Origin of the sequence: Lachnoclostridium phytofermentans (assembly GCF_000733755.1) — a bacterium.
GTDB lineage: Bacteria > Bacillota > Clostridia > Lachnospirales > Lachnospiraceae > Lachnoclostridium > Lachnoclostridium phytofermentans_A.
Genome location: NZ_JPOF01000003.1, coordinates 377,763 through 402,816, shown reverse-complemented (window position 1 = coordinate 402,816; position 25,054 = coordinate 377,763). Strand labels below are relative to the sequence as shown.

The window sequence follows — 25,054 nt, the reverse complement described above, 5'->3', positions numbered from 1 at the left end:
ATGCAGTATGGCAAAATCAATGATTCGATTACAAAAGATAACGATACAGAACTTAAAGAATGTCAGAATGGGAAATATTCGGTTTACTTGTAATCTTTGGGAAGATATCTATGAGAGAAAAGCGGATGTTCTCGGAGTATATGGTCAGAATGGTTCTGGAAAAACAACACTTATATGTGCATTATCTTTGTTAAAAGGATTGATGAGTGGTACTGCATTACCAATGAATTTTAGTAATATGATTACATGCGGCGAGCAGGCAGCAGTCTGCTCGTTTGAGTTTAGCGTGGTAACGGAAGAACAGGAAAAGTACAAGGTAGTCTATGAAGTGACTTTTTCAAAAGAGGTGGACATAATCCAAAGAAAGTTCTTGGATAAGGATCAAGAAGAATTAGCTAAGTGTCGAAAAGAACTAGCTGAGGATCAAGAAGAATTATCTGAGGATCAAAAGAGAACTCGAATTGACCTTAAATCAAATCTTAAAGTGAACTCTAAGTTGGAAGCAAAACGAGATACTCAAGTGGAGAGAAGTGTTACAATAACCAGTGAAATACTAAGTATATCAAAACTTCAATCGAACCGTTATGAAAAATCAAAGACTGTAAAGGTTTTTGTAAAAAAAGAATATGAAAATGAGAACGGGATGCTTAGTATAAAAGTTTCACCGAAGAATCTTTTATCAGACCTATTCAGAGATAAGAAGGAATATCATCTTGAAGAATTATTAACTAGGGCACATCAGAATGGGATTTCATATCTTTTTTCAAAAGATATGTTAACTATGATATCGGAAGTAAGTAACTCTGATCTTCTAAAAATAATCTGTCAGCTCAATTACTATGCAACCTATCAACTTCATATTATCAGCAATGTCCAGAGCGGTGTTATCAATGCGAATATTGCATTACCTTTTTCTTTTGTCTTAGATGATAAAAAAACAGTATCGATGTTATATGGTAGTTTAAAACTGAACGGAACATCCTTACTTCCGAAAGAATTTACACCTATGATCCAACAAAAGATAGAGCTAGTAAATGTAGTTCTTGGAGAATTAGTGCCAGGCCTTAGTATTCGTTTGGTGGAATTAGAAGAACAGAAAGGAGAGAATGGAGAAGATCTAATCGAGACTCAATTATATGCAAGACGGGGAGAACATGAAATCTTACTTCAATACGAATCCGATGGCATCAAAAAGCTAATTTCTATTCTCTATGCGGTGATACTTGCTTATAAGGATTCATCAGTTACTGTAGCGATTGACGAGCTTGACAGTGGGATTTTTGAGTTTTTACTTGGAGAGCTACTGCAAATTTTTGAAGAGTCTGGTCAAGGACAACTCCTCTTTACTTCTCATAATTTACGGCCACTTGAAGTATTAAATAAGAAAAATATACTTTTTACCACAACCAATGAAAATCATCGATATCTGCGCCTTCAAAATGTGAGAACGAATCAGAATTTAAGAGACTTTTACTATCATGATATTATTCTTGGAGGACAGAAGGAGTGTATCTATGAGATGACCAATCCTTATGTCATAAGAAGAGCATTGAAGATGGCAGGTGATAACGATGGAAAGTAGAAAAATTATATTATTTATTGTGGAGGGAATTCATGATAAGACTAGTCTCTCTATCTGTCTTAGTGAGCTCCTTGAGGGGGCATCGGTTCACTTTGTCTTAACTCATGGAGATATTACGTCAAGATATGGGACTAATGCAAGTAATATTAGTGAGCGAATTGGTGGCATTGTTAAAAACTTTAGTGGAAGTATCTTTAAACCAAAAGATTTTTATGAGGTTGTCCATATTATCGATACAGATGGTGCATTTATATCAGAGGAGCATATAAAAAAGGAGACTAAGGTGGAGGAGGGGGCACCACATACGAAATACGAGTCAGAAGAAATCTTAACGCCAGATCCACAGAATATAAAAGAGCGTAACGAACAAAAGTCAGATGTTATTGAAAGAATGTTATCAATAGAGAAGGTATGGAGAACGATTCCTTATCATGTGTATTACTTTTCTTCTAATATGGATCATGTCCTTCATAATAATCCTAATTTAACTCGTGAAGAGAAGGAACGTTTGGCAGAGGAATTTGAGAATCGCTTTTATAAAAAGCCAGGAGAGTTTGCGAAACTTTTTCAAGAAGACAATTTAGCTGTTAAGGGAGATTATGAGGAGACATGGGAGTTCATAAAACTTGACTGCAATTCGTTAAAGAGGTATTCTAATTTTGGGATTTACTTGCAGGAGAGGGAACAGTGAAGTTTGTGCTATTGCGCACGAATCGTAACAAGCTGAAAATAAAGTTTTCAGCTTGTAATTGTGTAGTTACAGAGCATATTCCAGATAACTCAATCGCAGTGGGGAATCCTTGTCGTGTCATTCGTCAAATTACGGAAGAAGATAGAAAGTATTATTTTAAGAACCGTGAATTTGATGTGGAGGATTATTAATAACGTCTCTTCGGTATATCAATATTATATTAAAGTAGGTACACTATGAAAAAAGCATTGAAAGAAGCATTTCCTCATACGATACCCATATTAACAGGATTCTTATTTTTAGGTATGGCGTATGGGGTATTAATGAAAACTAAGGGTTATGGGCCTGTCTGGTCTGTTTTAATGAGTGCAGTAGCATTTTGTGGTAGTATGCAGTTTGTTGCAATTGCCTTATTGACTACAGTTTTTCAGCCCTTACAGGCATTTTTGCTTAGTATTATGGTAAATGCCAGACATATATTTTATGGAATTTCTATGTTAAGTAAGTATCGTGGGCTCGGCAAGATGCGATACTTTTTAATATATGTACTATGTGATGAAACATTCTCTATAACATATGGAGTTGAACCACCAGAAGGGGTGGAGCGGAGGTACTTTTACTTCGCAATTTCTTTATTAAATTATCTATATTGGGTATTTGGTACATTAATAGGTGGTATTGCTGGTAATTTTATCACGTTTAACACAGAAGGGCTGGATTTTGTATTAACAGCATTGTTTGTTGTATTATTTTTAGAGCAGTGGAAGAAGAAAGAGAATCGTGTTATGGGAGTTGTGGGTATCATGTGTTCCATTCTAAGCTTACTTATCTTTGGAGCAGACCAGATGGTAATTCCTGCAATGATACTTATAGTGCTATGCTTAAGTGGAGGGAGGAAAAAGTTATGCATTTAACTTCACTTCAAACGATTGGAATTATAGTGGCAGTAGCACTTGGAACGATGATTACAAGGTTTCTTCCATTTCTTTTATTTCCAGAACATAAGAAAATACCTGAATACATAGAATTTTTAGGAAAGGCACTTCCTACAGCAATGATGGGGCTATTGGTTGTTTATTGCTTAAAAGGTGTAAATATAATAAAAGGCAGCCATGGGCTACCAGAATTACTAGCAATTGGGGTAATTCTTATTTTACATCGTTTAAAGAACAATGTCTTATTGAGTATTGGCGGAGGTACAATAGTGTATATGCTTTTGGTGCAGCTTGTATTCTAAATATAGTTTGTATTTTGTAAGATTGAATAAGAAAGTAATAGTTCTGAATCTATTATCATAAAAAATTAGATGTAATAACCCAAATAAGGTGGTGGAAAGCAAAATTGTTTTCTACCGCCTTTTTAATTCATGACAAGAAAAATTTCGAGAAGCGTGCTTTTTCTTGTTTAGGGAGATATCCATACAGCATAGATACTTTGAAAAGTTTTTTGAAGTATACTAAGCACATAAAAAATGAGTATTGTGAAAATAGATGCTAAATATAATTAGATAGATATAAAATCAATATTGACATAATATAAATAGATTAATATAATAATAAATACAACAATGCAATTAGATATAGATACAACAATACTATTAGATACAGATACACTAATACTATTAGACACAGATACATAAATTATCCACTTATTATGCTAATGTGAAAGTGAGGAAGACGATGGAAAAGGAATTAATCAAGAAACTTTTAAAAGCGACGGGAGTGAAAGAAGGAGAGCTAATTCTCTTGCATTTTTGGGGGGATGATAAGGATAGGCAGATATTACATGATTTTTCAATACAGGTAGCTTCTTTAGGTGCGACACCTTTTGAAGTAATGCAATCAAGAACTGTAAATCGTGAGTTATTTACGAAAGCGGGGGATTGTTGTTTTAACGAACGCTATTTTGAGATATTTAAGAATTTTGATGCTGTAATTGATTTATTTGCTTATCAGCCGGTAGTAATTGGGGGTAACTTAAGTGAAGAAGCTATGCAAAACTATCGCAGATATATGTCAGGTTTGTTTGGTACCTTAAGGAAAGCGAAACGATTTACTCAATTAAGAATACCAACGGAGGACAATGCAAAAGAATTTCAAATGAAACCACAAGAGTTTATAGAAAAAATGACAAGTGCCTATGATGTTAATTACGAAGAGATACGTCTTCTTGGAGAAGAAAAGGTAGAAAAAATTAAGAATACTAAAAAAGCAATCCTACATACTGGTGAACATGAGACTTTAACAATAGAATATGAGAACCGTGAGTGGTTTATCGATGCTGGAGATGGTGATTTGCCATGCGGTGAAGTCTACGTTGCTCCACTGGAGGATAGAACAGAAGGGACCATGTATTTTGAAACTCTTTATCTGGATGACTTACCAGTATGTAAGCAAGTGATACTTACCATATGTGGGGGCAAAATTGTGGATAGTAATCATGATTTAATTAAGGAATATCTGATGGAGCTACCTGAGAATGGTCGTGTGGTCTGTGAGTTTGGTATTGGATTGAATCCAAACATTAGAGAACTTACTGGCTGTACTGTATTAGATGAAAAGATGGATGGAACTATTCATATTGCGATTGGTGCTAACCATATGTTTGGTGGTACTAATGAGGCCCCAATGCATATCGATATGGTGGGATTTGCTACTATTAGTTATGAATAAAGTTTTATTAAGATTGAGTTATAAATCGAATAGTAGTTGGTTTATTTGGCTCTCCAATTATTTTGAAATCAATAAAAGAGTCTTATCCAGGCGATGATAAAGATGAGTACTTCGGATCTTCTACCTCTGTTGGATACTGTATTCACTAACTTAGTGAGGGAATAGGTCTTATTCCTCGTCTTTGGAATGGATTATAACAATAATTAGACCAATCAATCCTAATATAGCACCGATATAAAATAAAAATGTATCTGCTGGAACTGCAAAAATCAAACCTAATAAAAGAAATGCAAACCCTACATTTTGTTTTTTCATTTCATTCACCTCAATCAATTTTATGAATTTATCTGTTTGAATATCTTCATAGATATTTTACCATATGTTATCTCATATAGATACCACATTTTACAGCAAGATTTAAGTAGTGATTCTGAAAAATAGTACTGGGTAGAGAAGAAAGGAGTATTTTTATGGAACATAAGCAATTAGAAGAGAACGTACTCTCGTTGTTAAAGAATTTTTTAAATAGAGAAAATCAACTTATCGAATATCCAGCAAAGCGAAAACTAAAGAATGCAGCTTTGTTTTTGATCGCAAAGGAGTTTGAAAGTGGGAGGGAGTATAAAGAGAAGGAAATGAATGATATGATTAACTCTGTTTGTTGTTTTCAAGATGCTGCATTAATTAGGAGAGAATTGTATGATTTACGATTTATCAATCGAAAAGAGAATGGTTCAATTTATTGGCTTGAAGAAAAGCAACCATCTATGAAAGAGTTAGGTTTTTAGATTGGCTCCATAGAGTAAAATCCTTAGATGTTTATGTAATCAGGCCCTATCTTCTGATGTTTATATAATATATGTCTGGTAGAAAAAGGGGATTGATTTTTATAATTCAAAGTGGTATGTTACCATATACTTGAAATGATTTGATATTTTTCTTGGTTGAGTTGTAAAAATAGAGGTCATAATTTACATAGAAGATAAGGAGAAGAGTGATGAGTGAAATCAAAATTTTTGCAGACAGTACTTGTGATTTATCGGATGAATTATTAAGTAAATATGATATTACAATAATTCCACTGAATATTGTATTGGGGATGACGAGTTATCAAGATGGTAAAGAGATAACTCCGGGGGATATCTATGAATGGTCAGACCGTGAAGGGGTAACGCCTAAGACAGCAGCACCGGAACCTGGGGTTGTCTTAGAATTATTAAGACCATACATGGAGAAAAAGGTTACTATTATCTTCTTTGGTATCTCAGAAGAAATGTCTGTGACCTGTCAGGTAGTAAGAATGGTAGCGCAGGAACAGGAATATAATAGGTTATTTGTTGTGAATTCTGCAAATCTTTCCACTGGAATAGGTCTTTTAGTACTACGGGCAGCAGATCTAGTGAAGGAAGGATTTACAGCAGAGGAGATAGTCAAGAGGTTGGAGAATGATAAGGATAAAATTCGAGCATCATTTGTTGTGGATACATTAACCTATCTTCACCGTGGAGGAAGATGTAACGCTGTAACAGCACTTTTAGGAAATACGTTACGACTAAAGCCCATGATTGTTGTGAGAAATGGTAAGATGGGAGTAGAGAAGAAATATCGAGGAAGACAGCATACAGTTGTTATGAATTATGCAGGTGAATTAAAAGAACAGCTACAAAAGGCAGATCCAAGGAGAGTATTTATCACTCATTCTGGGATTGATAAGCAGATTGAAGAAGAAGTCTATCAGTTTCTAAAGGGACTGAATTACTTTAAAGAGATACTTATAACTAGAGCTGGTGGGGTAATATCTTCTCATTGCGGACCTAATACGTTGGGAATACTCTTTTATGAGAAATAGATATTCTATGGATGCGAATTCGCTTTTAGAAAGATCTGAAGTGAGCGATAAAAATATTATTCCTATGAAAATCATATATTGACGAGTTAAAAATTGTATGCTACGGTACTATAGATTAAACGAATCTTTAGTACCGTTTTTTTGTACTCTGGTGTCAGATTTCTAGAAGACTGAAATGGTAGAAAAGTGGATGATTGATATAAATTTATTATATTATAGCGACTAGCGTGATGGCGCATCTTGTTATAATAATGAATGTTGAAATAGAAATAACGGAGGATAACAGAGTGAAAGATCATGTATATCAAGATTTTCTAACGATACTACATAGTGAACTAATACCTGCACTTGGTTGTACGGAACCAATTGCGATTGCTTATGCATCTGCAAAGGCTCGTAACGTACTTGGGAGTATGCCAGAGCACATTATTGTGGAATGCAGTGGTAATATTATTAAGAACGTAAAAGGTGTCATTGTTCCTACGACAGAGAATATGAGGGGAATTGATACCAGTGCCATCCTTGGAGCTGTAGGCGGTGATCCAGACGGAAAGCTTGAGGTGTTAAAATACATTACACCAGAACACATTAAAGAAACAAAAGAGCTTCTTAATAAAAGTATTTGCGAAGTGAAATTACTTTCTGGATCTTCCAATTTACACATAATTGTAACTGCGACTAAGGGAAGCGATACTGCTACCGTTGAGATAAAAGAGAGTCATACCAACATTGTCAGTATCAAAAAGAACGGCGTGTTGATAGAACAACAAAGAGATGAGGTAAAGCAAGGAGATGGATGTAATACAATAGAATCTGCCTCTTTACCAAAAGATCAACTTACATTAGAGCGAATCTATGAGTTTGCTAATACTGTAAAGATAGAAGATGTCTCGGAGGTATTAGGCAGACAGATTGAATATAACCTAAAGATAGCAAATGAGGGCTTAACCAACTCTTATGGTGCCAATGTAGGAAAAACAATAGTAAAGAATTACGGGAATGATGTAAAGATGCTAGCAAAAGCCTATCCCGCTGCAGGATCAGATGCACGTATGGGAGGTTGCACATTACCAGTAATCATTAATTCCGGAAGTGGTAACCAAGGAATGACCGTTTCTCTACCCGTGATTGTTTATGGGCATCATTTAAATTCTAGTAAAGAGCAGTTATATCGTGCGTTAGTTTTAAGCAACCTAATAGCCATCCATTTAAAGAGTGGAATTGGTAAGCTGTCCGCGTATTGTGGTGTAGTTAGTGCTGCTTGTGGTAGTGGTGCGGCAATATCTTACTTATGCAATGCTTCTTTTGATACGATAGCAAAAACGATCACGAATGTTTTAGGAAATGTTTCAGGTATTGTTTGTGATGGTGCAAAATCATCTTGTGCAGCGAAAATTGCGTCAGCGGTGGATGCAGCATTGATGGGACATTATTTAGCAATGGATGACAATACGTATGGTGCCGGCGAAGGTTTAGTCAAAGAAAACATAGAGCGTACCATCGAAACGATTAGCCAGATGGGAAGAGTCGGTATGAAAGAGACCGATGTTGAAATTCTAAATCTGATGATAGAGAATTAATAGATACTTGTTTATTTAGGCTATATTCCAAAGTATGATGAGTGGAAAACAGTAGGAAATTCTGTTCCAACAGTGAAAGATAGAATAAGAGTTCAAAAAGCTGATATGGTAAAAGGTAAGAATGCTGCAATATAGCAAAATCATGATGTTTATACGAGTTTACAATGTGTTACAAATCGGTTTCAGACTTAAAATCCTACTGGACGAGTAAGAAAACATCTATATCTAATTAAGATGCAAATAAAAGGGTATCGTAAATTGTTTAGAATTTACGATACCCTCTTTCATCTGGCATCATATCCATATTTGCAAAATTTGAACCTACCTTAGAACACGAGAATTTTTACTTTATAAGCATATAGTAGAATTATACGCTATCATCCCACTTGTTATTACTACAACATAAAATTATGCATCTGAGCTTATTCTTTATGATTCTTCCATTGAGAGATGATATGACCGCAGTTATGACAGTGGGTATTCTCATTTAATTTCAGTCGAGTATCGAGACTTTCCTTACAATAAGGACATCTGTAATATTTCCAGATAATAAAACAACTGAAGGCTACGACTAAAAATAATATGATATAGTTAAGGTCTAAAATAAATCTTAAACCAGCTGCAAAAAGCAATAAAGCAATATCAAAATAGCAGATACGTCGTAATCGTTTTATTATATCCACGTCTTTCATGCAACATTACCTCACATTAAATTATCCTCATATATTACTATTTCTATTACAGTGCTCTTATTCGCAATGATTTATTAAATTTACCTTCACTAACTTCTTAATAATCCTACTCAAACTGAAACCACTCAAAGTCAAAATTACTTCCCGGAAGGAATAAGAAGGTAACATTATATTTTCCTGTTTTCTTTGAGAATTCAAACTCTTTTACTTCGTAACCTTCCGTATAATTAAATTCGGCAAGCTCTTCTATACTACCTTCCTCAGAAACGAATTTCACATGAATCGTGTTCTTCTCTATCGGAGAATGGCCACTAATAGAGAGTTTTGTAATACCTTGCTCACCAAAATCCATCTCTGAAAATTCCAATGCAACATTATTTCCTATACCTTCAATACAAGATTCTTTCTTAGTAAAGGTATCCCCATAGATAAGGTCGCAATCGGTTGCGTTTAATTTTGCAAATCCTTTTTGTGGTTTCGTAAACTGGAATCCTTGGACGCTTAATCTGACGAAAACAACGAAGGAAATCGTTACGATGCCTTTTACTCTTCGCTTTAATTTATATGTTTCTGGTTGATGGTGATTCCAGATTGGTTTTTTCGTGAAGATACAGTCAGCCAGTAACTCACTACCTTCTTCATGAGGGATACCTTCCCAAATTTGAAATTCTGGTGGCTCCGCATTTAGGCAATAGATTGGAACAGTAATTTCATCAGAACCAAAGGAACCAAAGTCTACATTATGAAAACAGATATAAGTATCCATTTGTAACAGAGAAGAAATACCACGTTCGATTCCATTCGTTAGGTTCGTATTGGACCAGGAGTATAAACCACCATAGATAAACTCGTAAGGATTCATGGTTGCCTCTCCAAGATCCTTAAAGTTAAGTTCGACTTCAGTAAACATACGTACCTTATCCGCACCATTTTGACAAGTACAGCGTAGATATGCTTTTCCGTCACCAAGAGCATTTACCTTCACCTTGGTTCCATCCTTCTCAAGTTTAGCAAGATTGGAATCAATACCCGAACCATTGGTAATTCTCCAATCGATATCTTGATAGGTAGCATTTGCAGGATGAACTATTACATAAGCTTCAATTGATGTTAAGTCCTTAGAGAGAGTGGTACCAAGAGGGGTTACGATTTCAAGCTTACGAATTGGTATCTCAGTTTCCCTCGTAGCAGGAATCACAACGTCTGGATTTAGTATCGGATAGATTATGTGATCAGTATTACTCATAATATCGCTAAGACCTTCTGGATACTCACATGGAATGGAAGTAAAGGTAAGAGTCTTTGCTTGTAAAGTTTCTGAGGAAACCTTCATTGTAATTTCACCCGGTGTTAAGGTTGATGCAATAACTGCAAGTAATTTACCACTGAATAATCTTCGGCTGATTCCTTTGTATTGATCATAATCTGTGCTATCGCCATTATCTAATCCAATGAGACGACCAGCACCACTTACTTCTACAGTGACACGATTATTTGCATTCTCTACTGGATTTCCATTACAGTCTTCCATACTGATCTCTACAAAGATTAGATCTTCACTATTTGCAAGTAAGGTGGTTTTATCTGGGGTTAATTTAATCGTTGCAGCATCACCAAAAGAGGTACGGGTATCTGTTGCAATTATGGTTCCAAGTTCATCATAAGCAACCGCTTTTAAGGTACCTTCTTCAAATGGCAGTTGCCAGTGACCACATAATTTCGTACCATATTTGTGATCAATATCATAGGTTCCAAGCGAATTTTCATTGAAGAACAATTCAACTTTAGGAGCGTTGGAGCAAACTCTAATGTCAATCATTTGCCCTTTTGAAAAGTCCCAATATGGGAATAAATGTACCATTGGTGATTTTTTATAATCCGTCCATTCTGCCTGATAGATATAGAAGGTATCCTTTTTAAAACCAGCAGTATCTACCTGACCGAAATAAGAGTTTTTCGTAAAATATGGAGTTGGTTCTCCTATATAATCAGTTCCTGTCCATATAAATTGCCCCGCACTAAAGGTGGCATCACGGTCTTTTGTTATGCAGTATTCGGTATTGCGTGCACCCCAGCTTGAAGTTGTATTACCAAGGGAGGAGCATTGTTCATCATCGTCTGCAAGAACTGGCTGAGAATATGGGAAATGATAGATTCCACGGCTTTGCAAGGTGGATGCTGTTTCACTACCATAGATCATCCAATCTGGATGAAGCTCATGGTGCTCCTCGTAGAGTCGTTCTGCATAGTTATATCCGGCAAATTTTACGATATCTGCACACTTCTGAGCATTTTCCCAAGCCATATAATTAGAACCGATGGTCACAGGGGCATTGAGTCGATAATCATGCTTTTGAACAAGATCTAATAATATCCTTGTAACTTCTTGCCCACGTTCGTCTGCATGGGTATCATAGATTTCATTTCCAATACTCCACATAATGAGAGACGGGTGGTTTCGGTCACGGCGAATCCAGCTAGCTACATCTTTTGCTACCCATTCTGGGAAGAAGCGGGCATAATCATAAGTAGTTTTTGGACGTTCCCACATATCAAAGCCTTCGGAGACGATTAAAAATCCCATCTCATCTGCAAGTTCCATCAACTCTATCGCCGGCATATTGTGAGAAGTACGAATAGCGTTGACACCCATTTCGGCTAATATGGATAATTGTCTGCGAAGAGCAGTGCGATTGATAGCAGCACCAAGGGAGCCAAGATCGTGATGCTGACATACTCCATACAGTTTAACATGTTTTCCATTCAGGAAAAAGCCTTCCTTACAGGAGTATTCTATGGTACGGAAACCAATGTTTTGCTCCACAGTTTGTATTACAGTGTTATCTTTTATAATCTCAGTTTGCACCTGATATAGATTTGGTGTCTCAAGGTCCCATAGAAAAGGGGTTTCAATATGTAACGTACTGTCTTGCACATAGAAGGCATTCTTCGTAACCTCATCTGTAACGTTGACGGTGTGAGTACAAACTAATTCATGGTTTGGTGACCATAAAGTGTGACGAAGTTCAATTGTAGAAGAAAATGAATCTTTCGCTATTCCACAGGAATTTTCTGGTACTATAATTTCTGGCTCCATACTGATAGGTAAGGAGGAGAGTTCTGTTGAGAGAAACGCAGAAAAATCGTCTCCAGTTTTTTGAGTTGATATATAAATTCCATCTGGATTAATATGTAATTCAGGATAGGTATGAAACCATACATTACGATAAATTCCTGCACCGGAATACCATCTTGAGTTTGGTGACTCATAGATTACTTGCATCACGATTTCGTTATCACCTACTGTCAAAAGGTCAGTAATATCGAATTCGAAAGTAGAGTAACCGTATTTCCATTCACCAGCTACCTTTCCATTCACGTAGAGGGTAGAATTCATATAGACACCCTCGAAACGTAAGGTGTATCTCTCCTTATTTTTCAATTGTTCCATTGGTAACGTCCTTCGATACCAACCTTCCCCAGTCTCATACAAATCGTAGGTATTATAAATTAGCCAGTCATGGGGTAAATCAACAGGTTGCCATACGTTTTTTACATCTAATACTTGTGACAGGGTCGCGCCTAGCTGTTGTTTAGAAAAACTCCAGTCATCATTCATTAATCTTCGATTTTTAATTTGATTGCTCATGTTCGTTCACCTTTCTATATAGTAAATTATTGTTCGTTCTTGAAGATTAGCCATTTTCAATTTTTCTCTTTAGAAATTACGCCAATATACGTCTACCATTCATTCTATTTCATCTTAGAAGCATCCACAATGTAACATCTTATACGAAACATGTAGTCTTTTAATATTTCCAATACCATTAATCTATGAAAAGTGAGGTGTAAAAGGATGTGTTAATGATTGATACTTATGACTATTAATAAAAAACTGGATTTACTTATATTCGAAAGATGCTAATAAAGCTTGCTGCATTACTGATATAATAAGTTTGGAAACAAACAAGTGTGTAATCAAATAAGTGTGTAATCAAATAAGTGTGTAATCAAATAAGATTGAATTACTTTATGCCTGAGAAGTATTAAACCGAATGATGTTCGGACCATGAAGGCGCTTATACTCACTAGGGGTGCACTGTTTCTGTTCTTTAAATATTCGGTTAAAGGTTGCAAGGCTATTAAAACCGGAGTGCATCGCAATCTCAGTAATGGTTAGGTTAGGATCAATGAGCAATTTTTCTGCGTGCATGATTCGCTGTTTATTCAAATAGTCATAGTAAGAAATATTTGAAAACTCTTTAAATAAGCGCATGAAGTGATACTTGCTAAAGCCGGCTAACTTAGCTAGGTCATCTACGTTAATTGGTTCAGTGCAATGTTCATTAATATAGGTACAGACCATGAGAAATTTATCGATGTATTCATGACGCTTCGGACTCTTTGCATTCGGAAACTTTTTCTCTGAGGTGATATGGTTTCGCCCTAGGATGACGAAGAAATTAACGAGCATAGAGTAAATTGCTGCTTCTTTTAAAGGAGAGTCACTAAAGTATTCTTTCATAATACGAAGCATGAGATTGTGAAGATCCTCATGAATATCAGGCATTGTTTCATCTGTAATGATAGTACAAGGATGGAACATATGAAATACAGAGTCAAATCCATTGAGATTATAGAGTAAGGAATAATCAAATTGGAAGATAATCCGTTGCCCCTTTGTTGGAGCATAGAGTTGATGAAGCTCACCAGAAGGTAGTAGGATAATATCGCCAACATCCAGATGGTAGCGTGTATTATTTACGACAACCTCATATGTATTCTCAATTGGCATAATAATTTCTGCAGCAGTATGCCAGTGAATTGGATAATCTTCGTACTCCTCATTTAAGTAAAGTCGTATACCGATGTTCTCATCGTATGCAACCGTTTCTCGTGTACCGTTTAATATTTCTATCATAGAGGCCCCTCCCTTTTAAGATTTACACTAATAAGCTTCATTTGGTCATATGTTGCGATAACTTAAATACAAAAAAATCTATTAGATATGCACAAATATTGTTTTTATTCTGAGTGAAAATCGTGCAATTAATATGTTTAGTATAGATCATTAAGAAAAAATTGTAAAGAGAAATTGGATGAAAGTAGCATTATTTGATTAACAAAATTTCATAACGCTAAAAAATAGCATTATTTGAGAAAAATAGAGCAAAAAATAAGAAGTGTGCTTAGGATTCATAACGTATAGTTGGTTTATAAGTAACCTAAGGATATAATGAGTATTAAAAAAAGTATGTATCATTAAGGTGTTGTTTTACATTTAAGATTGGAAGAGGAGGAGATTAACAATGGGATTTGAGAAAGCGTGGTTAAATTACCGTAAAAACGACGGACTAGCGATGCGAAATTATTTTACATTCGTGACTTATAATAAAGAGGACTCTATTGTAAAAAATGCAGTATTTGAACTAAAAACAGCTGCAAAAGAGTTATTCTCTATTGAAATGAAAAGCAGCTTTTTTGATACGATACTAGAGAATATAAATGTAAGTTCAGGTAGTAATAGAAAAGGAATTCATCTTAAAATTTGCGATGATAAAGAACTGTCATCGGAAGGATATCGAATTACATCGAAAGAAGAGATGATTCGAATTGAAGCGTTCACTTCCCAGGGTATTCTCTATGGAACTTTTGACTTGATACGCAGTGCCATTCTTAACATAGATGCTCATACTCTGAATAAAAGGATCTTGCCAAAGAATCCTCTTCGAATGTTAAATCATTGGGACAATATGGACGGCAGTATCGAGAGGGGGTATTCCGGAAATTCCTTCTTTTTTGAACATGGGGAAGTGATAGTGAATGAACGTACCAAAGCTTATGCAAGGCTCGTTTCTTCCGTTGGTATCAATGCAGTAGTGATTAATAATGTGAATGTTCGTGGTATTGCTACTAATTTAATAACAAACCGCTACATAGACAAATTAAAGCAGATGGGTGAAATTTTTGCAGCCTATGGGATTAAACTTTTTCTATCCTTAAATTTTGCAGCGCCTATGGAACTAGGTGGATTAACAACTGCTGACCCATGTGCGGAAGCAGTCTGCCTGTGGTGGAAGGAAGCAGTACAGTTATTATTTAAAGAGATACCTTCCTTTGGAGGGTTTTTAGTGAAGGCAGATTCCGAGGGAAGACCGGGGCCATTTACCTATCAAAGAACCCATGCACAAGGTGCCAACATGTTAGCTGAAGCAGTAAAACCTTATGGAGGCTTGATTATCTGGAGATGTTTTGTGTATAACTGCAAACAGGATTGGAGAGATACGAAGACAGACAGAGCAAGGGCAAGTTATGATAACTTCCAGTCATTAGATGGTAGTTTCTCTGAGAATGTAATCTTACAGGTGAAAAATGGTCCAATGGATTTTCAGGTCAGAGAACCTGTATCCCCTTTATTCGGTGGGATGAAGAAAACAAATCTGATGCTAGAGGTTCAGATTGCACAGGAATATACAGGTCAGCAAAGACATGTTTGTTACTTAATTCCGATGTTCAAGGACATCTTAAAGTTTAGGACTTATTGCAAAGAAGAAAATGATACAGTACTAGATATCGTAAGCGGTAATACCTATGGTAATAAAAACACTGGAATGGCAGCAGTAGCAAATACAGGAACTGATGAAAACTGGACTGGTCATGATTTGGCAGCAGCGAACCTCTATGGATATGGAAGGCTTAGTTTTGAACCAGAACTAACATCAGAGGAGATTGCGAAAGAATGGATTACCTTAACCTACGGTACGAAGGAACAAGCCATAGATAATATAACTAAAATTCTAATGATATCCTGGCCAGCTTATGAGAACTATACTTCTCCGCTAGGTATTGGATGGATGGTGAATCCTTCTCATCATTATGGACCAAATGTGGATGGATATGAATATGACCGTTGGGGAACCTACCACCGAGCTGACCATAAAGCAATCGGTGTGGACCGAACGAAGAATGGAACCGGGTATACGGCACAATATCATAAGCCAAATGAAGAGCTATATGAATCAGTGGAAACATGTCCAGAAGAGCTGTTATTATTTTTCCATCGCATTCCTTATACCTATAGGTTAAAGTCTGGTAAGACTTTGATTCAGCATATCTATGATTCGCACTTTGAAGGTGTTGAGAATGTAGAAGAGATGATTCGGTTGTGGGAAACTTTAAAAGGTGAACTTGAGGAAGTACCTTTTCATAGAGTATTGCTTCGATTACAGGAACAACTGGAACATGCAAAGGAATGGAGAGATGTGATTTGCTCTTATTTTTATAGGAAGACTGCGATGGAGGATGAAAAGGGAAGGAAGATATATTAGAATTTGTTTCGTTTTCTATTATCGAACCGTAAAACAAAGAAGGATTGGAGAGCAAAGGGAAGCATGGAGGTGCTTCCCTTTATTTACACAATAACCTTATTCTTTCCAGATCATCTGATATTTTTTTGGTGTAATCCCTTTGTATTTTTTAAATGTTTTTATAAAGTAACTAAAATCATTAAACCCACAACGAAATGCAATATCGGTTAACGTATCTTCTGATTGACTAATCTGATAACAAGCCTGTTCAATACGATAATAATTTAGATAGTCGATAGGGGTACGATTGGTGTACTCCTGAAAAAAACGACAGAAATATTTGGGAGAGAGACCGCATGCCTTCGATAACTCCTGTAAGGTAAGTGGTTTGGCATAATCAGTTACAATAATCTCTAAAGAAGCTTTTAATTGTTCTATTGATTTTTGAGTCTTTAACTCGGAGTCCTTTGACTTACTATAGCATTCTTCCTGCTGTAGAGCTGCAAAAAATAATAATAAGGAACCTAGGACAGTTAGCTCATACCCTTCTCCTTCAGAGCGAATCGCATCAAACATCGAAGTTAATGGGGATGTAATACTTGACTTACTATGTACTGGATGAATACTAATCTTATGGTGTGCTATTTTTCTAAGGAACGTATCGGTTAGAAAACTTCTCTGTCGTAAGATATTAAAGTCAAATACGATACATTCATAGGTACAATCTTTTGGTGTACCTCCGTGTAGATTACCATCTTTAATAAAGGCAATATCATTCTTCTTAAGAAGATATTCTTTCCCTTCTAGAATTAGTTTAAACTCTCCTTCTAAAATCCGAATAATTTCATATTCGATATGCCAGTGGAAAGGCATCTCATATTGTGGATGTGAATGATTTATATAGTGGTATTCTATTGGAAAATCCACGGTACCCCTTTGTCTGCACTCGTGAAAACGGATGTCTTGCATAAGTAACCTTCCTGTGAATATTGTTATATTTTTATGCCATTATAACACAAGATTACTTTTACGTAAAATATTATAATAAGGTTAAGCAAATAGAAAAAGAACTAGTAAGGAGGAAGTTACATATGGCAAAAAACAGACTAATAGGAGAGTATCCGATTATCGGAATCAGACCAACCATTGACGGTAGAAGAGGATATCTTAAGGTAAGAGAATCCTTAGAGGATCAGACAATGGGAATGGCAAAAGCAGCAGCGAAATTATTTGAGGAAAACCTACGTTATTCGAATGGAGAACCAGTAAAAGTTATTATATCGGATACTACGATTGGACGAGCAGGGGAGACTGCGGCTTGTGCAGAACAATTTAAAAAAGCAGGAGTAGACATTACTTTAACAGTAACACCTTGCTGGTGCTATGGAGCAGAGACAATGGATATGGACCCAATGACCATCAAAGGTGTTTGGGGATTTAACGGCACAGAACGTCCAGGTGCAGTTTATCTTGCCTCGGTATTAGCAACTCATGCTCAAAAAGGGTTGCCTGCCTTTGGTATCTATGGTCATGATGTTCAGAATGCGGACAATCAAGAAATTTCAGAGGATGTGAAAGAAAAATTACTTCGTTTCGGACGTGCCGCAGTAGCAGCAGCTACTATGAGAGGTAAATCCTATCTACAGATTGGTTCTATCTGCATGGGTATTGGCGGTTCCATAATTGATCCAGCATTTATTGAAGAGTATCTTGGAATGCGTGTTGAATCTGTCGATGAGGTAGAGATTATTCGTCGTATGACAGAGGAAATCTACGACAAAGAAGAATATGAGAAGGCACTTGCATGGACGAAGGAGAAATGTAAGGAAGGATTTGATAAGAATCCAAAAGAAGTTCAAAAAACACCTGAGCAGAAAGATAAGGACTGGGAATTTCTTGTGAAAATGATGTGTATCATTAAGGATTTAATGAACGGGAATGCAAATCTTCCAGAAGGCTGTGAAGAGGAGATGTCCGGTCATAATGCGATAGCGGCAGGTTTTCAAGGACAACGTCAATGGACTGACTTCTATCCAAACTGTGATTTCCCAGAAGCATTACTTAACACTTCTTTTGACTGGAATGGGGCAAGAGAACCTTATATTTTAGCAACAGAAAATGACGTACTAAATGGTCTAGGTATGCTATTTAGTAAACTATTAACAAATACAGCTCAAATTTTTGCCGATGTTCGTACTTACTGGAGCCCAGAGGCAGTAAAGAAAGCAACTGGTTATAACCTTGAGGGAGTAGCGAAAGAATCCGGTGGAATCATTCACTTAATTAACTCCGGTGCTGCTTGTCTTGATGCCTGTGGTGAAGCAAAAGATGCTTCTGGTAATGGTGTGATGAAACCTTGGTATGAAGTAAATGAAAAAGATCAAGAGGCTATCTTAAATGCTACTACATGGAATGCCGCTGATAATGGATATTTCCGTGGTGGCGGATTTTCTTCAAGATTTTTAACCACAGCGCAGATGCCTTGTACTATGATAAGATTAAATCTTGTAAAAGGCCTTGGTCCTATGTTACAGATTGCAGAAGGTTATACAGTGAAACTTCCAGACGAAGTGTCAGATATTCTATGGAAGAGAACAGATTATACATGGCCTTGTACTTGGTTTGCTCCAAGAACAACAGGGGAAGGCGCATTTAAAACAGCTTATGATGTTATGAACAATTGGGGTGCTAATCACGGCGCGATTAGTTACGGACACATTGGAGCAGATTTAATTACCCTTTGTTCCATGTTAAGAATTCCAGTAGCGATGCATAATGTCCCAGAGGAGAAGATTTTCCGCCCAGCTGCATGGAATGCTTTTGGAATGGATAAGGAAGGACAGGACTATAGAGCTTGCGCAGCTTATGGTCCGATGTATCGCTAATCCATGGAGAAAGGGAAAAATGTCTTAGCCATTGATCTTGGAGCTTCTAGCGGAAGAGCGATACTTGGAAGTTTTGATGGAAAACGAATAAAGTTAGCGGAACTGCACCGGTTTTTAAATGAACCGGTGCAGCTTAATCAGACGTTATATTGGGACGTATTGCGTCTGATGCATGATATAAAAATTGGTCTACAAAAAGCAGCTCAGGTTGACTTCCACAGTGTAGGAATTGATACTTGGGGTGTTGATTTTGGACTTTTAGATGAAGACGGTAACTTGTTAGAAAACCCGGTACATTATCGGGATCAACGAACGGAAGGAATGTTTGAACTTGCGTTTTCTCAGTACGATAAGGAAAGGTTTTATGAACTGAGTGGAAATCAGTTTATGGAGATTAATACCGTATTTCAATTACTTTCTCTAAGAAATTCAAGACAAAGATTTTTATCGCAAGCGAAAACACTTCTATTAATGCCTGATTTACTAAATTATTTTCTAACCGGTGTGAAAGCAAGTGAATATACGATTGCTTCTACTACTCAGATGCTTGATGCAAGAAAAAAGGTTTGGTCGAAGGAAATAATTCAGTCGTTTGGATTACCAGAAGGCATTCTAACAAATGTTATAGAACCTGGAACAATTCTTTCTCCGATTCGAACAGAAATTCTAGAAGAATTAATGATTAAGCCTGCTAGTGTGGTAGCAGTTGCCGGTCATGATACGCAGTGTGCAATGGTAGCTGTTCCAGCAAAAGAGGAAGATTTCTTATTCCTTAGCTGTGGAACGTGGTCCTTATTTGGTACAGAACTTTTAAAGCCAATAATCTCTAAAAAGTCAAAACAATATAATATGACTAATGAGGGCGGATATGGTGGAAAGATTTCTTTTTTAAAAAATATCATTGGGCTATGGCTGATTCAAGAAAGTCGAAGACAGTGGGCTAGAGAAGGACTTAACTATACTTTCTCAGAACTTGAAGAAGAAGCGCAGAAATCGGCTCCATGGAAAGCTTTTATAGATCCGGATGCACCTGAGTTTGTTGCCCCTGGTAATATACCGGAGAGAATCCGGGATTATTGTAAAAGGACAAATCAAGACGTTCCACAGGAGACCAGTGAATATGTACGCCTCATTAATGAAAGCTTGGCACTCAAATACCGTTATGTGATGGAACAAATTGAGGATTGCACACAGAAAAGCTATGATACGATCTATATGGTTGGCGGTGGAACAAAAAGCCGTATGCTTTGCCAGATGACAGCAAATGCGTGTAAAAAGAAGGTGGTTGCAGGGCCAGCAGAAGCTACAGTTTATGGAAATGTTGCACTTCAATTGATTGCGTTAGGAGAAATCAGTGACATAACAAAGGCCAGAGAATGCATTAGAAACTCAGAAGATATGATATGTTACGAGCCACACGAGGAAGATAAGTGGGAGGAGGCATATCAAAGATTTTTAAACTTATGTAGGTGAAGGTTTTAGAAATTAGAATATTAGTTAGCAATCTCATGAAAAAAGTGTGTAACTAATGTACAATACTTTATTTGGAGGAATGTTATGTTAAAAGGAGTACCTAAAATATTATCACCAGAATTATTGAAGGTTTTATGCGAAATGGGACACAGTGATCGAATTGTTCTTGCCGACGGTAATTTCCCAGCACAAAGTGTTGGAAAAGATGCGATTGTAATTCGATGCGATGGGCATGATGTACCAAGTCTCCTACATGCAATTTTAAAAGTATTTCCTTTAGATACTTATGTTGATAAACCGGTTTTATTAATGGAAAAGGTTCCGGGGGATACCGTAGAAATACCGATTTGGGAGGAATATAAGCAAATAGTTCGTCAGTATGAGGAACGCGGAGAAAATGTAATCGGTACAGTTGAAAGATTTGCTTTTTATGAAGAAGCGAAAAAAGCATATGCGATTATAGCGACTGGGGAAAAAGCCCTATATGCTAACATAATTCTACAAAAAGGTGTTGTAGTAGACTAGGATTAAAATATTACTATCAAGATTTACGCCAGAAAAAGGTAAAAATAAGTGGACATATTAAGAAAATGTATTATAATGATTCTTAATAAGAAGTCCGGAATAAGAAAAAATGAGTGATACAGCAGCAATAATAGTATAGTAAGATATTAAATATAAGATACTATTACGCGTTTGTATTCACAAAAATGAAGCAGGAAAAGCACACCGGCACAGAGCCTTGGTGTGCTTTTTTCTTTGACGTTAGATATAAATTATCTCTTTAGACTGTCTTATGGATAATTTATATCGTCTTATGAATGGAGGAATCTATGAACGAAACAATAGCAAAAGCCCAGCAGATGCTAAGCTTAGAACAGTTTCCACGTGCTTCCACCTACGATATAGAGTGGGTCAGTGAAAATGAAATGGGTCCTAATGCTATGTGGTTAACTGAGTTTCTTTCTGAAAAGATGCAGTTTAAGAAAGGAATGAAAGTACTTGATTTAGGTTGTGGAAAAGGATTAAGTTCGGTATTCTTAGCGAAGGAATTCGGAGTGTCTGTTTATGCTACGGATCTATGGATTCATGCCACCGACAACTTTCTTCGTGTGAAAGAGATGGAGGTAGAAGATTTAGTAACTCCAATCCATGCAGATGCTATGAAACTTCCTTTTGCCAGAGGTTTTTTTGATGCAATTGTGAGCCTGGATGCTTATCATTATTTTGGTACAAATGAAATGTATTTGGAAGAAATCCTATCCTATCTAAAGCCACAAGGCCAAATAGGTATTGTGGTTCCATCGGTATTGCAAGAGTTTAAAGACGAAATTCCAGAGAGAATAAAGCCTTATTGGGAACCTTACTTATATACGCACCATACACCAGAATGGTGGCGTAAATTGTGGGAACATTCGGATCAACTAAAGGTTGAGGTGGCAGATACCATGCCAAACGGATATGAAAATTGGTTATTATGGGATAAGACATTAAAAGATGCTGGAATGTTAAAGCGTGGCGGGGATGTTGAGATGCTCCTTGCAGATACCGGGAACTTTACTTTTTGTAGGGTGGTTGGGACTAAATATTAATCGATAGGATAAAGGAGAGACACTCTGAATCGAGGGAAGTACATCCACTCTGTGAGTGTTGTAAAGTGCGGTATCCAACTCTTCATAACGTGATTTCACCTTTAGTTTATATTTTGCGGACCTAGAGTTGGAGTGGAGTAGCCACTTCATTCAGTATTATTCCCAACGGAAATATCGAATAGAAACAGTAATACAAATGATAGCAAGAACAACTAAAAATATAAGAGGAAATAGAACATGATCAACTGCTACACCTAGTGATGCAGCTTTTAATAGCTTGATACCTTGGGTTAATGGCATAAGATCAGCTATTTTTTGTAAGCCAGCTGGCATAACTTCATAAGGTAGCGTTGCTCCTGAAAAGATTAACATAGGGAAGTACAAGAGGCTGGCAATAATACTAGCGATCTTTGTATTTGGAGAAATTCCTCCGACCATCATGCCAATGCTAAAAATAGTGATTAACACTAAAAAATATCCTCCCAAGAATTCGCCTAAGGAACCATTCATCTGGTAACCAAAAAAGATGGCAGCTGTTATATAAGTAGTTAAGAAAGAAACGACAGAATAAAGAGTATAAATCACAACTTGAACTAGTAAAATCATGATTGGACTAATCGGGGTTACTTGGAATCGTTTCAATATTCTTTTGCTACGATAATCGGAAACAACCAAAGGGAGTCCCATGACTCCACCAGCACATATCGATATGGCTGGCATTGCAGCAAAAGATTGTGCAAAGAAAGAATAGCTAGCACCTTCAAAAGCAGGTCTTTTTCCATATATAATTCCTAGGATTATCGTGATAACAAGAGGCATGCAGATGGCGAAGATAACCATATCCATTCCCCGTAAGGATAATCTCAGTTCCGTCTTTAACATTGTTTTAAATGTTTTCATTATAAAATTCCTCCTCTGAATACCAAAGATATGCTTCTTCCAGGTTTTGATGGGGGCTTGATTCAATTGCTTCTTCTACTGTTCCATAAAACACCGTGTTTCCTTTTTTTAGTATGCAGATTTTATCACAAAGGATGGAAACCTCCTCCATAGAGTGGGAAGTTAGGAAAATGGTAAGTCCCTTCTCTTTTAATGCCATAAGATATTTCCATACATCGCGTTTCGCCTTGGTGTCAAGGCCAGTGGTTAATTCGTCAAGAAATACTACCTCTGGATTAGGAATGAGAGCAAGAATCACGAATAATCGTTGTTTCTGTCCACCGGAAAGTTCGCTAATCATATTTTTTGATTTCTCAAAAAGACCAAACTGTTTTAGCAAATCTTTATAATCGGTGGGATTTTGATAAAGAGATTGAATTTCTTCACAAAGTTCTGCAACTGTAATTTTTTCTTGATAAGCAGCCTCTTGAAATTGCACACCCACCCGCTCAAAAAGTTTCTTGCGGTCTGCAAATGGGTTCATACCAAGGATCGTAGCTATGCCACTATCAGGCTTTTTTGTTCCTAAGATACATTCAATGGTTGTACTTTTTCCTGCCCCGTTTGCCCCAAGTAATCCAAAGATGGTTCCTCTAGGCACTTCGATGTTTACGTTTTCAACAGCTGGTATATTATGATAAGATTTACAAAGCTGTTTTACATGAATAACTATTTCCACACAATATCCTCCTTTTTGTTCTTTTCAATGTTTCGTTACACTCAGTGCTTATCATAAGTTTGTGCTGCGACATCCACGCACAAACTTGCTAGATTAACTGCTCCTATAATAAAGTCGCAGCATGACTGGAAGTGTGAAAAGAAATTCTAAGGCATCTAAGAACGCTGCCTAAGATTTTCTTCGGAGCAAAAGCGTTCCTATTCACACAGAAGTTTGAGCCAATGTCATCCACGGCACCACTCTACAGTAATCTCCGCTATAATCGCACTAAGTTTCATAAAAAGAATAACACCAACCTAAAGGTTGGTGTTAAAGTGGAAGGTTTATGAAAATTTAAGTTTCATGAATTCAATTTGGTATTTCATCTTTATAGCATTGGCTTCGGCAGACTCTAGTGAGCTTATCAGCTTATCGCACACCGAAACGATATCACTCTCTAGAGATGGGGTATCAAGGACTTCCTTAATATTGATGGTTGGATTATGGGATAATGCATGTAACATCCTTAATATAGATTCTAAGGAATAGTTCGCGCATCGGAGTGATCGGATAATTTTTAATCGATTGATATCTTCCTCTGTGTAGATTCGATAACCATTTACCCTGCGTTTCACTGTAAGCAGTCCATTCATTTCCCAATTCCTAAGAGTATCCATTGTTAACTGTAAGTACTCAGAAACTTCTTTTCGTTTCATTGCAACAGGGTTCGTAAGTTTCCTACCTGATAATAGCTGATTTACAATATCAATTGCTTCTTCGGCATTTTTTTGTTCTTGTCTAATCCTCGTAAGATATTCCTTGGTTAAGAAAAGAGCTTTATCGAAGTCAGCATTTGCGGTGGTTTTTACGATTTCAATCATAAGTTTACGTAAGCCATTTTGGAGAACCTCGATTTGAAAGGCTGTACGTGCAAGCTTTAGCTGCTCAATATGGAAGTCGGTAAAGATACGATATCCATTTTCTCTACGACTTGGTTTTGAGATTAACCCCAACTCTTCGTATAGCCGTACGGTATTAGGATGAATCCCAATTGATTTTGCAACTTGTGTGGTACGATAAGTTTTCATCTAAAAACACCTCCATTTACTAATAGGATGACATAAGACAAAAGTC

General features: G+C 36.6%; 21 protein-coding genes and 1 pseudogene. 14 read left to right on the top strand and 8 right to left on the bottom strand.

Translation table 11 applies throughout. The features are described 5' to 3' along the window. Positions 1-7: 7 nt before the first annotated feature. The 6 genes and pseudogenes from CC92_RS20815 (at position 8) to CC92_RS0107170 (ending at position 4,945) form a co-directional block, all read left to right on the top strand. Positions 8-1,582 carry an AAA family ATPase gene (locus CC92_RS20815; protein WP_029503589.1) on the top strand — a complete coding sequence of 525 codons (1,575 nt, stop codon included), beginning with the start codon at positions 8-10 and terminating at the stop codon, positions 1,580-1,582. Next, positions 1,572-2,273, top strand: a complete 702-nt coding sequence (locus CC92_RS0107190; RefSeq protein ID WP_029503590.1) for a hypothetical protein — start codon at positions 1,572-1,574, stop codon at positions 2,271-2,273. The genes CC92_RS20815 and CC92_RS0107190 overlap by 11 nt, the downstream gene beginning before the upstream one ends. A gap of 62 nt (positions 2,274-2,335) precedes the next feature. Next, positions 2,336-2,464 (top strand): annotated as a pseudogene (locus tag CC92_RS0107185) (sugar O-acetyltransferase); the annotation flags it as partial. 45 nt (positions 2,465-2,509) lie between these two features. Next, the gene (locus CC92_RS0107180; protein ID WP_029503593.1) at positions 2,510-3,187 is read left to right on the top strand and encodes an AzlC family ABC transporter permease; all 678 of its coding nucleotides are present in this window, start codon (positions 2,510-2,512) and stop codon (positions 3,185-3,187) included. Next, positions 3,178-3,510, top strand: coding sequence for a branched-chain amino acid transporter permease (locus tag CC92_RS0107175; protein ID WP_029503595.1), 333 nt, complete (start codon positions 3,178-3,180; stop codon positions 3,508-3,510). The genes CC92_RS0107180 and CC92_RS0107175 overlap by 10 nt, the downstream gene beginning before the upstream one ends. Positions 3,511-3,952: 442 nt before the next feature. Then, positions 3,953-4,945, top strand: a complete 993-nt coding sequence (locus CC92_RS0107170; RefSeq protein WP_029503596.1) for an aminopeptidase — start codon at positions 3,953-3,955, stop codon at positions 4,943-4,945. A 168-nt stretch (positions 4,946-5,113) separates the two neighbouring features. Here CC92_RS0107170 and CC92_RS22500 read toward each other — a convergent pair whose 3' ends face one another. Continuing rightward, a complete protein-coding gene (locus CC92_RS22500; protein WP_155998386.1) occupies positions 5,114-5,260 on the bottom strand; it encodes a hypothetical protein in 147 nt (48 codons plus the stop codon). A gap of 155 nt (positions 5,261-5,415) precedes the next feature. Between CC92_RS22500 and CC92_RS0107160 the strand changes: the two genes are divergently transcribed. The 3 genes from CC92_RS0107160 (at position 5,416) to CC92_RS0107150 (ending at position 8,374) form a co-directional block, all read left to right on the top strand. Beyond that, positions 5,416-5,733, top strand: coding sequence for a DUF2087 domain-containing protein (locus tag CC92_RS0107160; RefSeq protein WP_029503597.1), 318 nt, complete (start codon positions 5,416-5,418; stop codon positions 5,731-5,733). A 209-nt stretch (positions 5,734-5,942) separates the two neighbouring features. Next, positions 5,943-6,794, top strand: coding sequence for a DegV family protein (locus CC92_RS0107155; protein WP_029503598.1), 852 nt, complete (start codon positions 5,943-5,945; stop codon positions 6,792-6,794). A gap of 287 nt (positions 6,795-7,081) precedes the next feature. After that, a complete protein-coding gene (locus CC92_RS0107150) occupies positions 7,082-8,374 on the top strand; it encodes a serine dehydratase subunit alpha family protein (RefSeq protein ID WP_029503599.1) in 1,293 nt (430 codons plus the stop codon). A 422-nt stretch (positions 8,375-8,796) separates the two neighbouring features. On the opposite strand, the gene CC92_RS22490 is transcribed toward CC92_RS0107150, so the two are convergent. The 3 genes from CC92_RS22490 to CC92_RS0107140 form a co-directional block, all read right to left on the bottom strand. Continuing rightward, positions 8,797-9,066 (bottom strand): hypothetical protein, encoded by a 270-nt coding sequence (locus tag CC92_RS22490; protein WP_155998388.1) that lies wholly within the window; start codon positions 9,064-9,066, stop codon positions 8,797-8,799. A 106-nt stretch (positions 9,067-9,172) separates the two neighbouring features. Further along, the gene (locus CC92_RS0107145; protein ID WP_029503601.1) at positions 9,173-12,715 is read right to left on the bottom strand and encodes a glycoside hydrolase family 2 TIM barrel-domain containing protein; all 3,543 of its coding nucleotides are present in this window, start codon (positions 12,713-12,715) and stop codon (positions 9,173-9,175) included. A 381-nt stretch (positions 12,716-13,096) separates the two neighbouring features. Further along, the gene (locus CC92_RS0107140; protein WP_029503602.1) at positions 13,097-13,987 is read right to left on the bottom strand and encodes a helix-turn-helix transcriptional regulator; all 891 of its coding nucleotides are present in this window, start codon (positions 13,985-13,987) and stop codon (positions 13,097-13,099) included. A 388-nt stretch (positions 13,988-14,375) separates the two neighbouring features. Here CC92_RS0107140 and CC92_RS0107135 point away from each other — a divergent pair, with 388 nt between their 5' ends. After that, a complete protein-coding gene (locus CC92_RS0107135) occupies positions 14,376-16,394 on the top strand; it encodes an alpha-glucuronidase family glycosyl hydrolase (protein ID WP_029503603.1) in 2,019 nt (672 codons plus the stop codon). A 96-nt stretch (positions 16,395-16,490) separates the two neighbouring features. Here the strand turns inward: CC92_RS0107135 and CC92_RS0107130 are convergent, their stop codons facing one another. Beyond that, positions 16,491-17,342, bottom strand: a complete 852-nt coding sequence (locus CC92_RS0107130) for an AraC family transcriptional regulator (RefSeq protein ID WP_029503604.1) — start codon at positions 17,340-17,342, stop codon at positions 16,491-16,493. Between the two features lie 122 nt (positions 17,343-17,464). Between CC92_RS0107130 and CC92_RS0107125 the strand changes: the two genes are divergently transcribed. From CC92_RS0107125 to CC92_RS0107110, 4 genes are all read left to right on the top strand, one after another. Then, a complete protein-coding gene (locus CC92_RS0107125; RefSeq protein WP_029503606.1) occupies positions 17,465-19,258 on the top strand; it encodes an L-fucose isomerase in 1,794 nt (597 codons plus the stop codon). A gap of 3 nt (positions 19,259-19,261) precedes the next feature. Then, on the top strand, positions 19,262-20,731 hold the full coding sequence (locus tag CC92_RS0107120) for a rhamnulokinase (protein ID WP_029503607.1): 1,470 nt from the start codon (positions 19,262-19,264) through the stop codon (positions 20,729-20,731). Between the two features lie 84 nt (positions 20,732-20,815). Next, positions 20,816-21,256: an RbsD/FucU family protein gene (locus CC92_RS0107115; protein ID WP_029503608.1), complete on the top strand. Its 441-nt coding sequence runs from the start codon at positions 20,816-20,818 to the stop codon at positions 21,254-21,256. A 308-nt stretch (positions 21,257-21,564) separates the two neighbouring features. Continuing rightward, on the top strand, positions 21,565-22,323 hold the full coding sequence (locus CC92_RS0107110) for an SAM-dependent methyltransferase (protein WP_031420255.1): 759 nt from the start codon (positions 21,565-21,567) through the stop codon (positions 22,321-22,323). 156 nt (positions 22,324-22,479) lie between these two features. Here CC92_RS0107110 and CC92_RS0107105 read toward each other — a convergent pair whose 3' ends face one another. From CC92_RS0107105 to CC92_RS0107095, 3 genes are all read right to left on the bottom strand, one after another. Continuing rightward, positions 22,480-23,223, bottom strand: coding sequence for an ABC transporter permease (locus CC92_RS0107105; RefSeq protein WP_029503610.1), 744 nt, complete (start codon positions 23,221-23,223; stop codon positions 22,480-22,482). Next, positions 23,210-23,941: an ABC transporter ATP-binding protein gene (locus CC92_RS0107100; RefSeq protein ID WP_029503611.1), complete on the bottom strand. Its 732-nt coding sequence runs from the start codon at positions 23,939-23,941 to the stop codon at positions 23,210-23,212. The genes CC92_RS0107105 and CC92_RS0107100 overlap by 14 nt, the downstream gene beginning before the upstream one ends. Positions 23,942-24,264: 323 nt before the next feature. After that, the gene (locus tag CC92_RS0107095; protein ID WP_029503612.1) at positions 24,265-25,008 is read right to left on the bottom strand and encodes a MerR family transcriptional regulator; all 744 of its coding nucleotides are present in this window, start codon (positions 25,006-25,008) and stop codon (positions 24,265-24,267) included. Between the last annotated feature and the right edge of the window lie 46 nt (positions 25,009-25,054).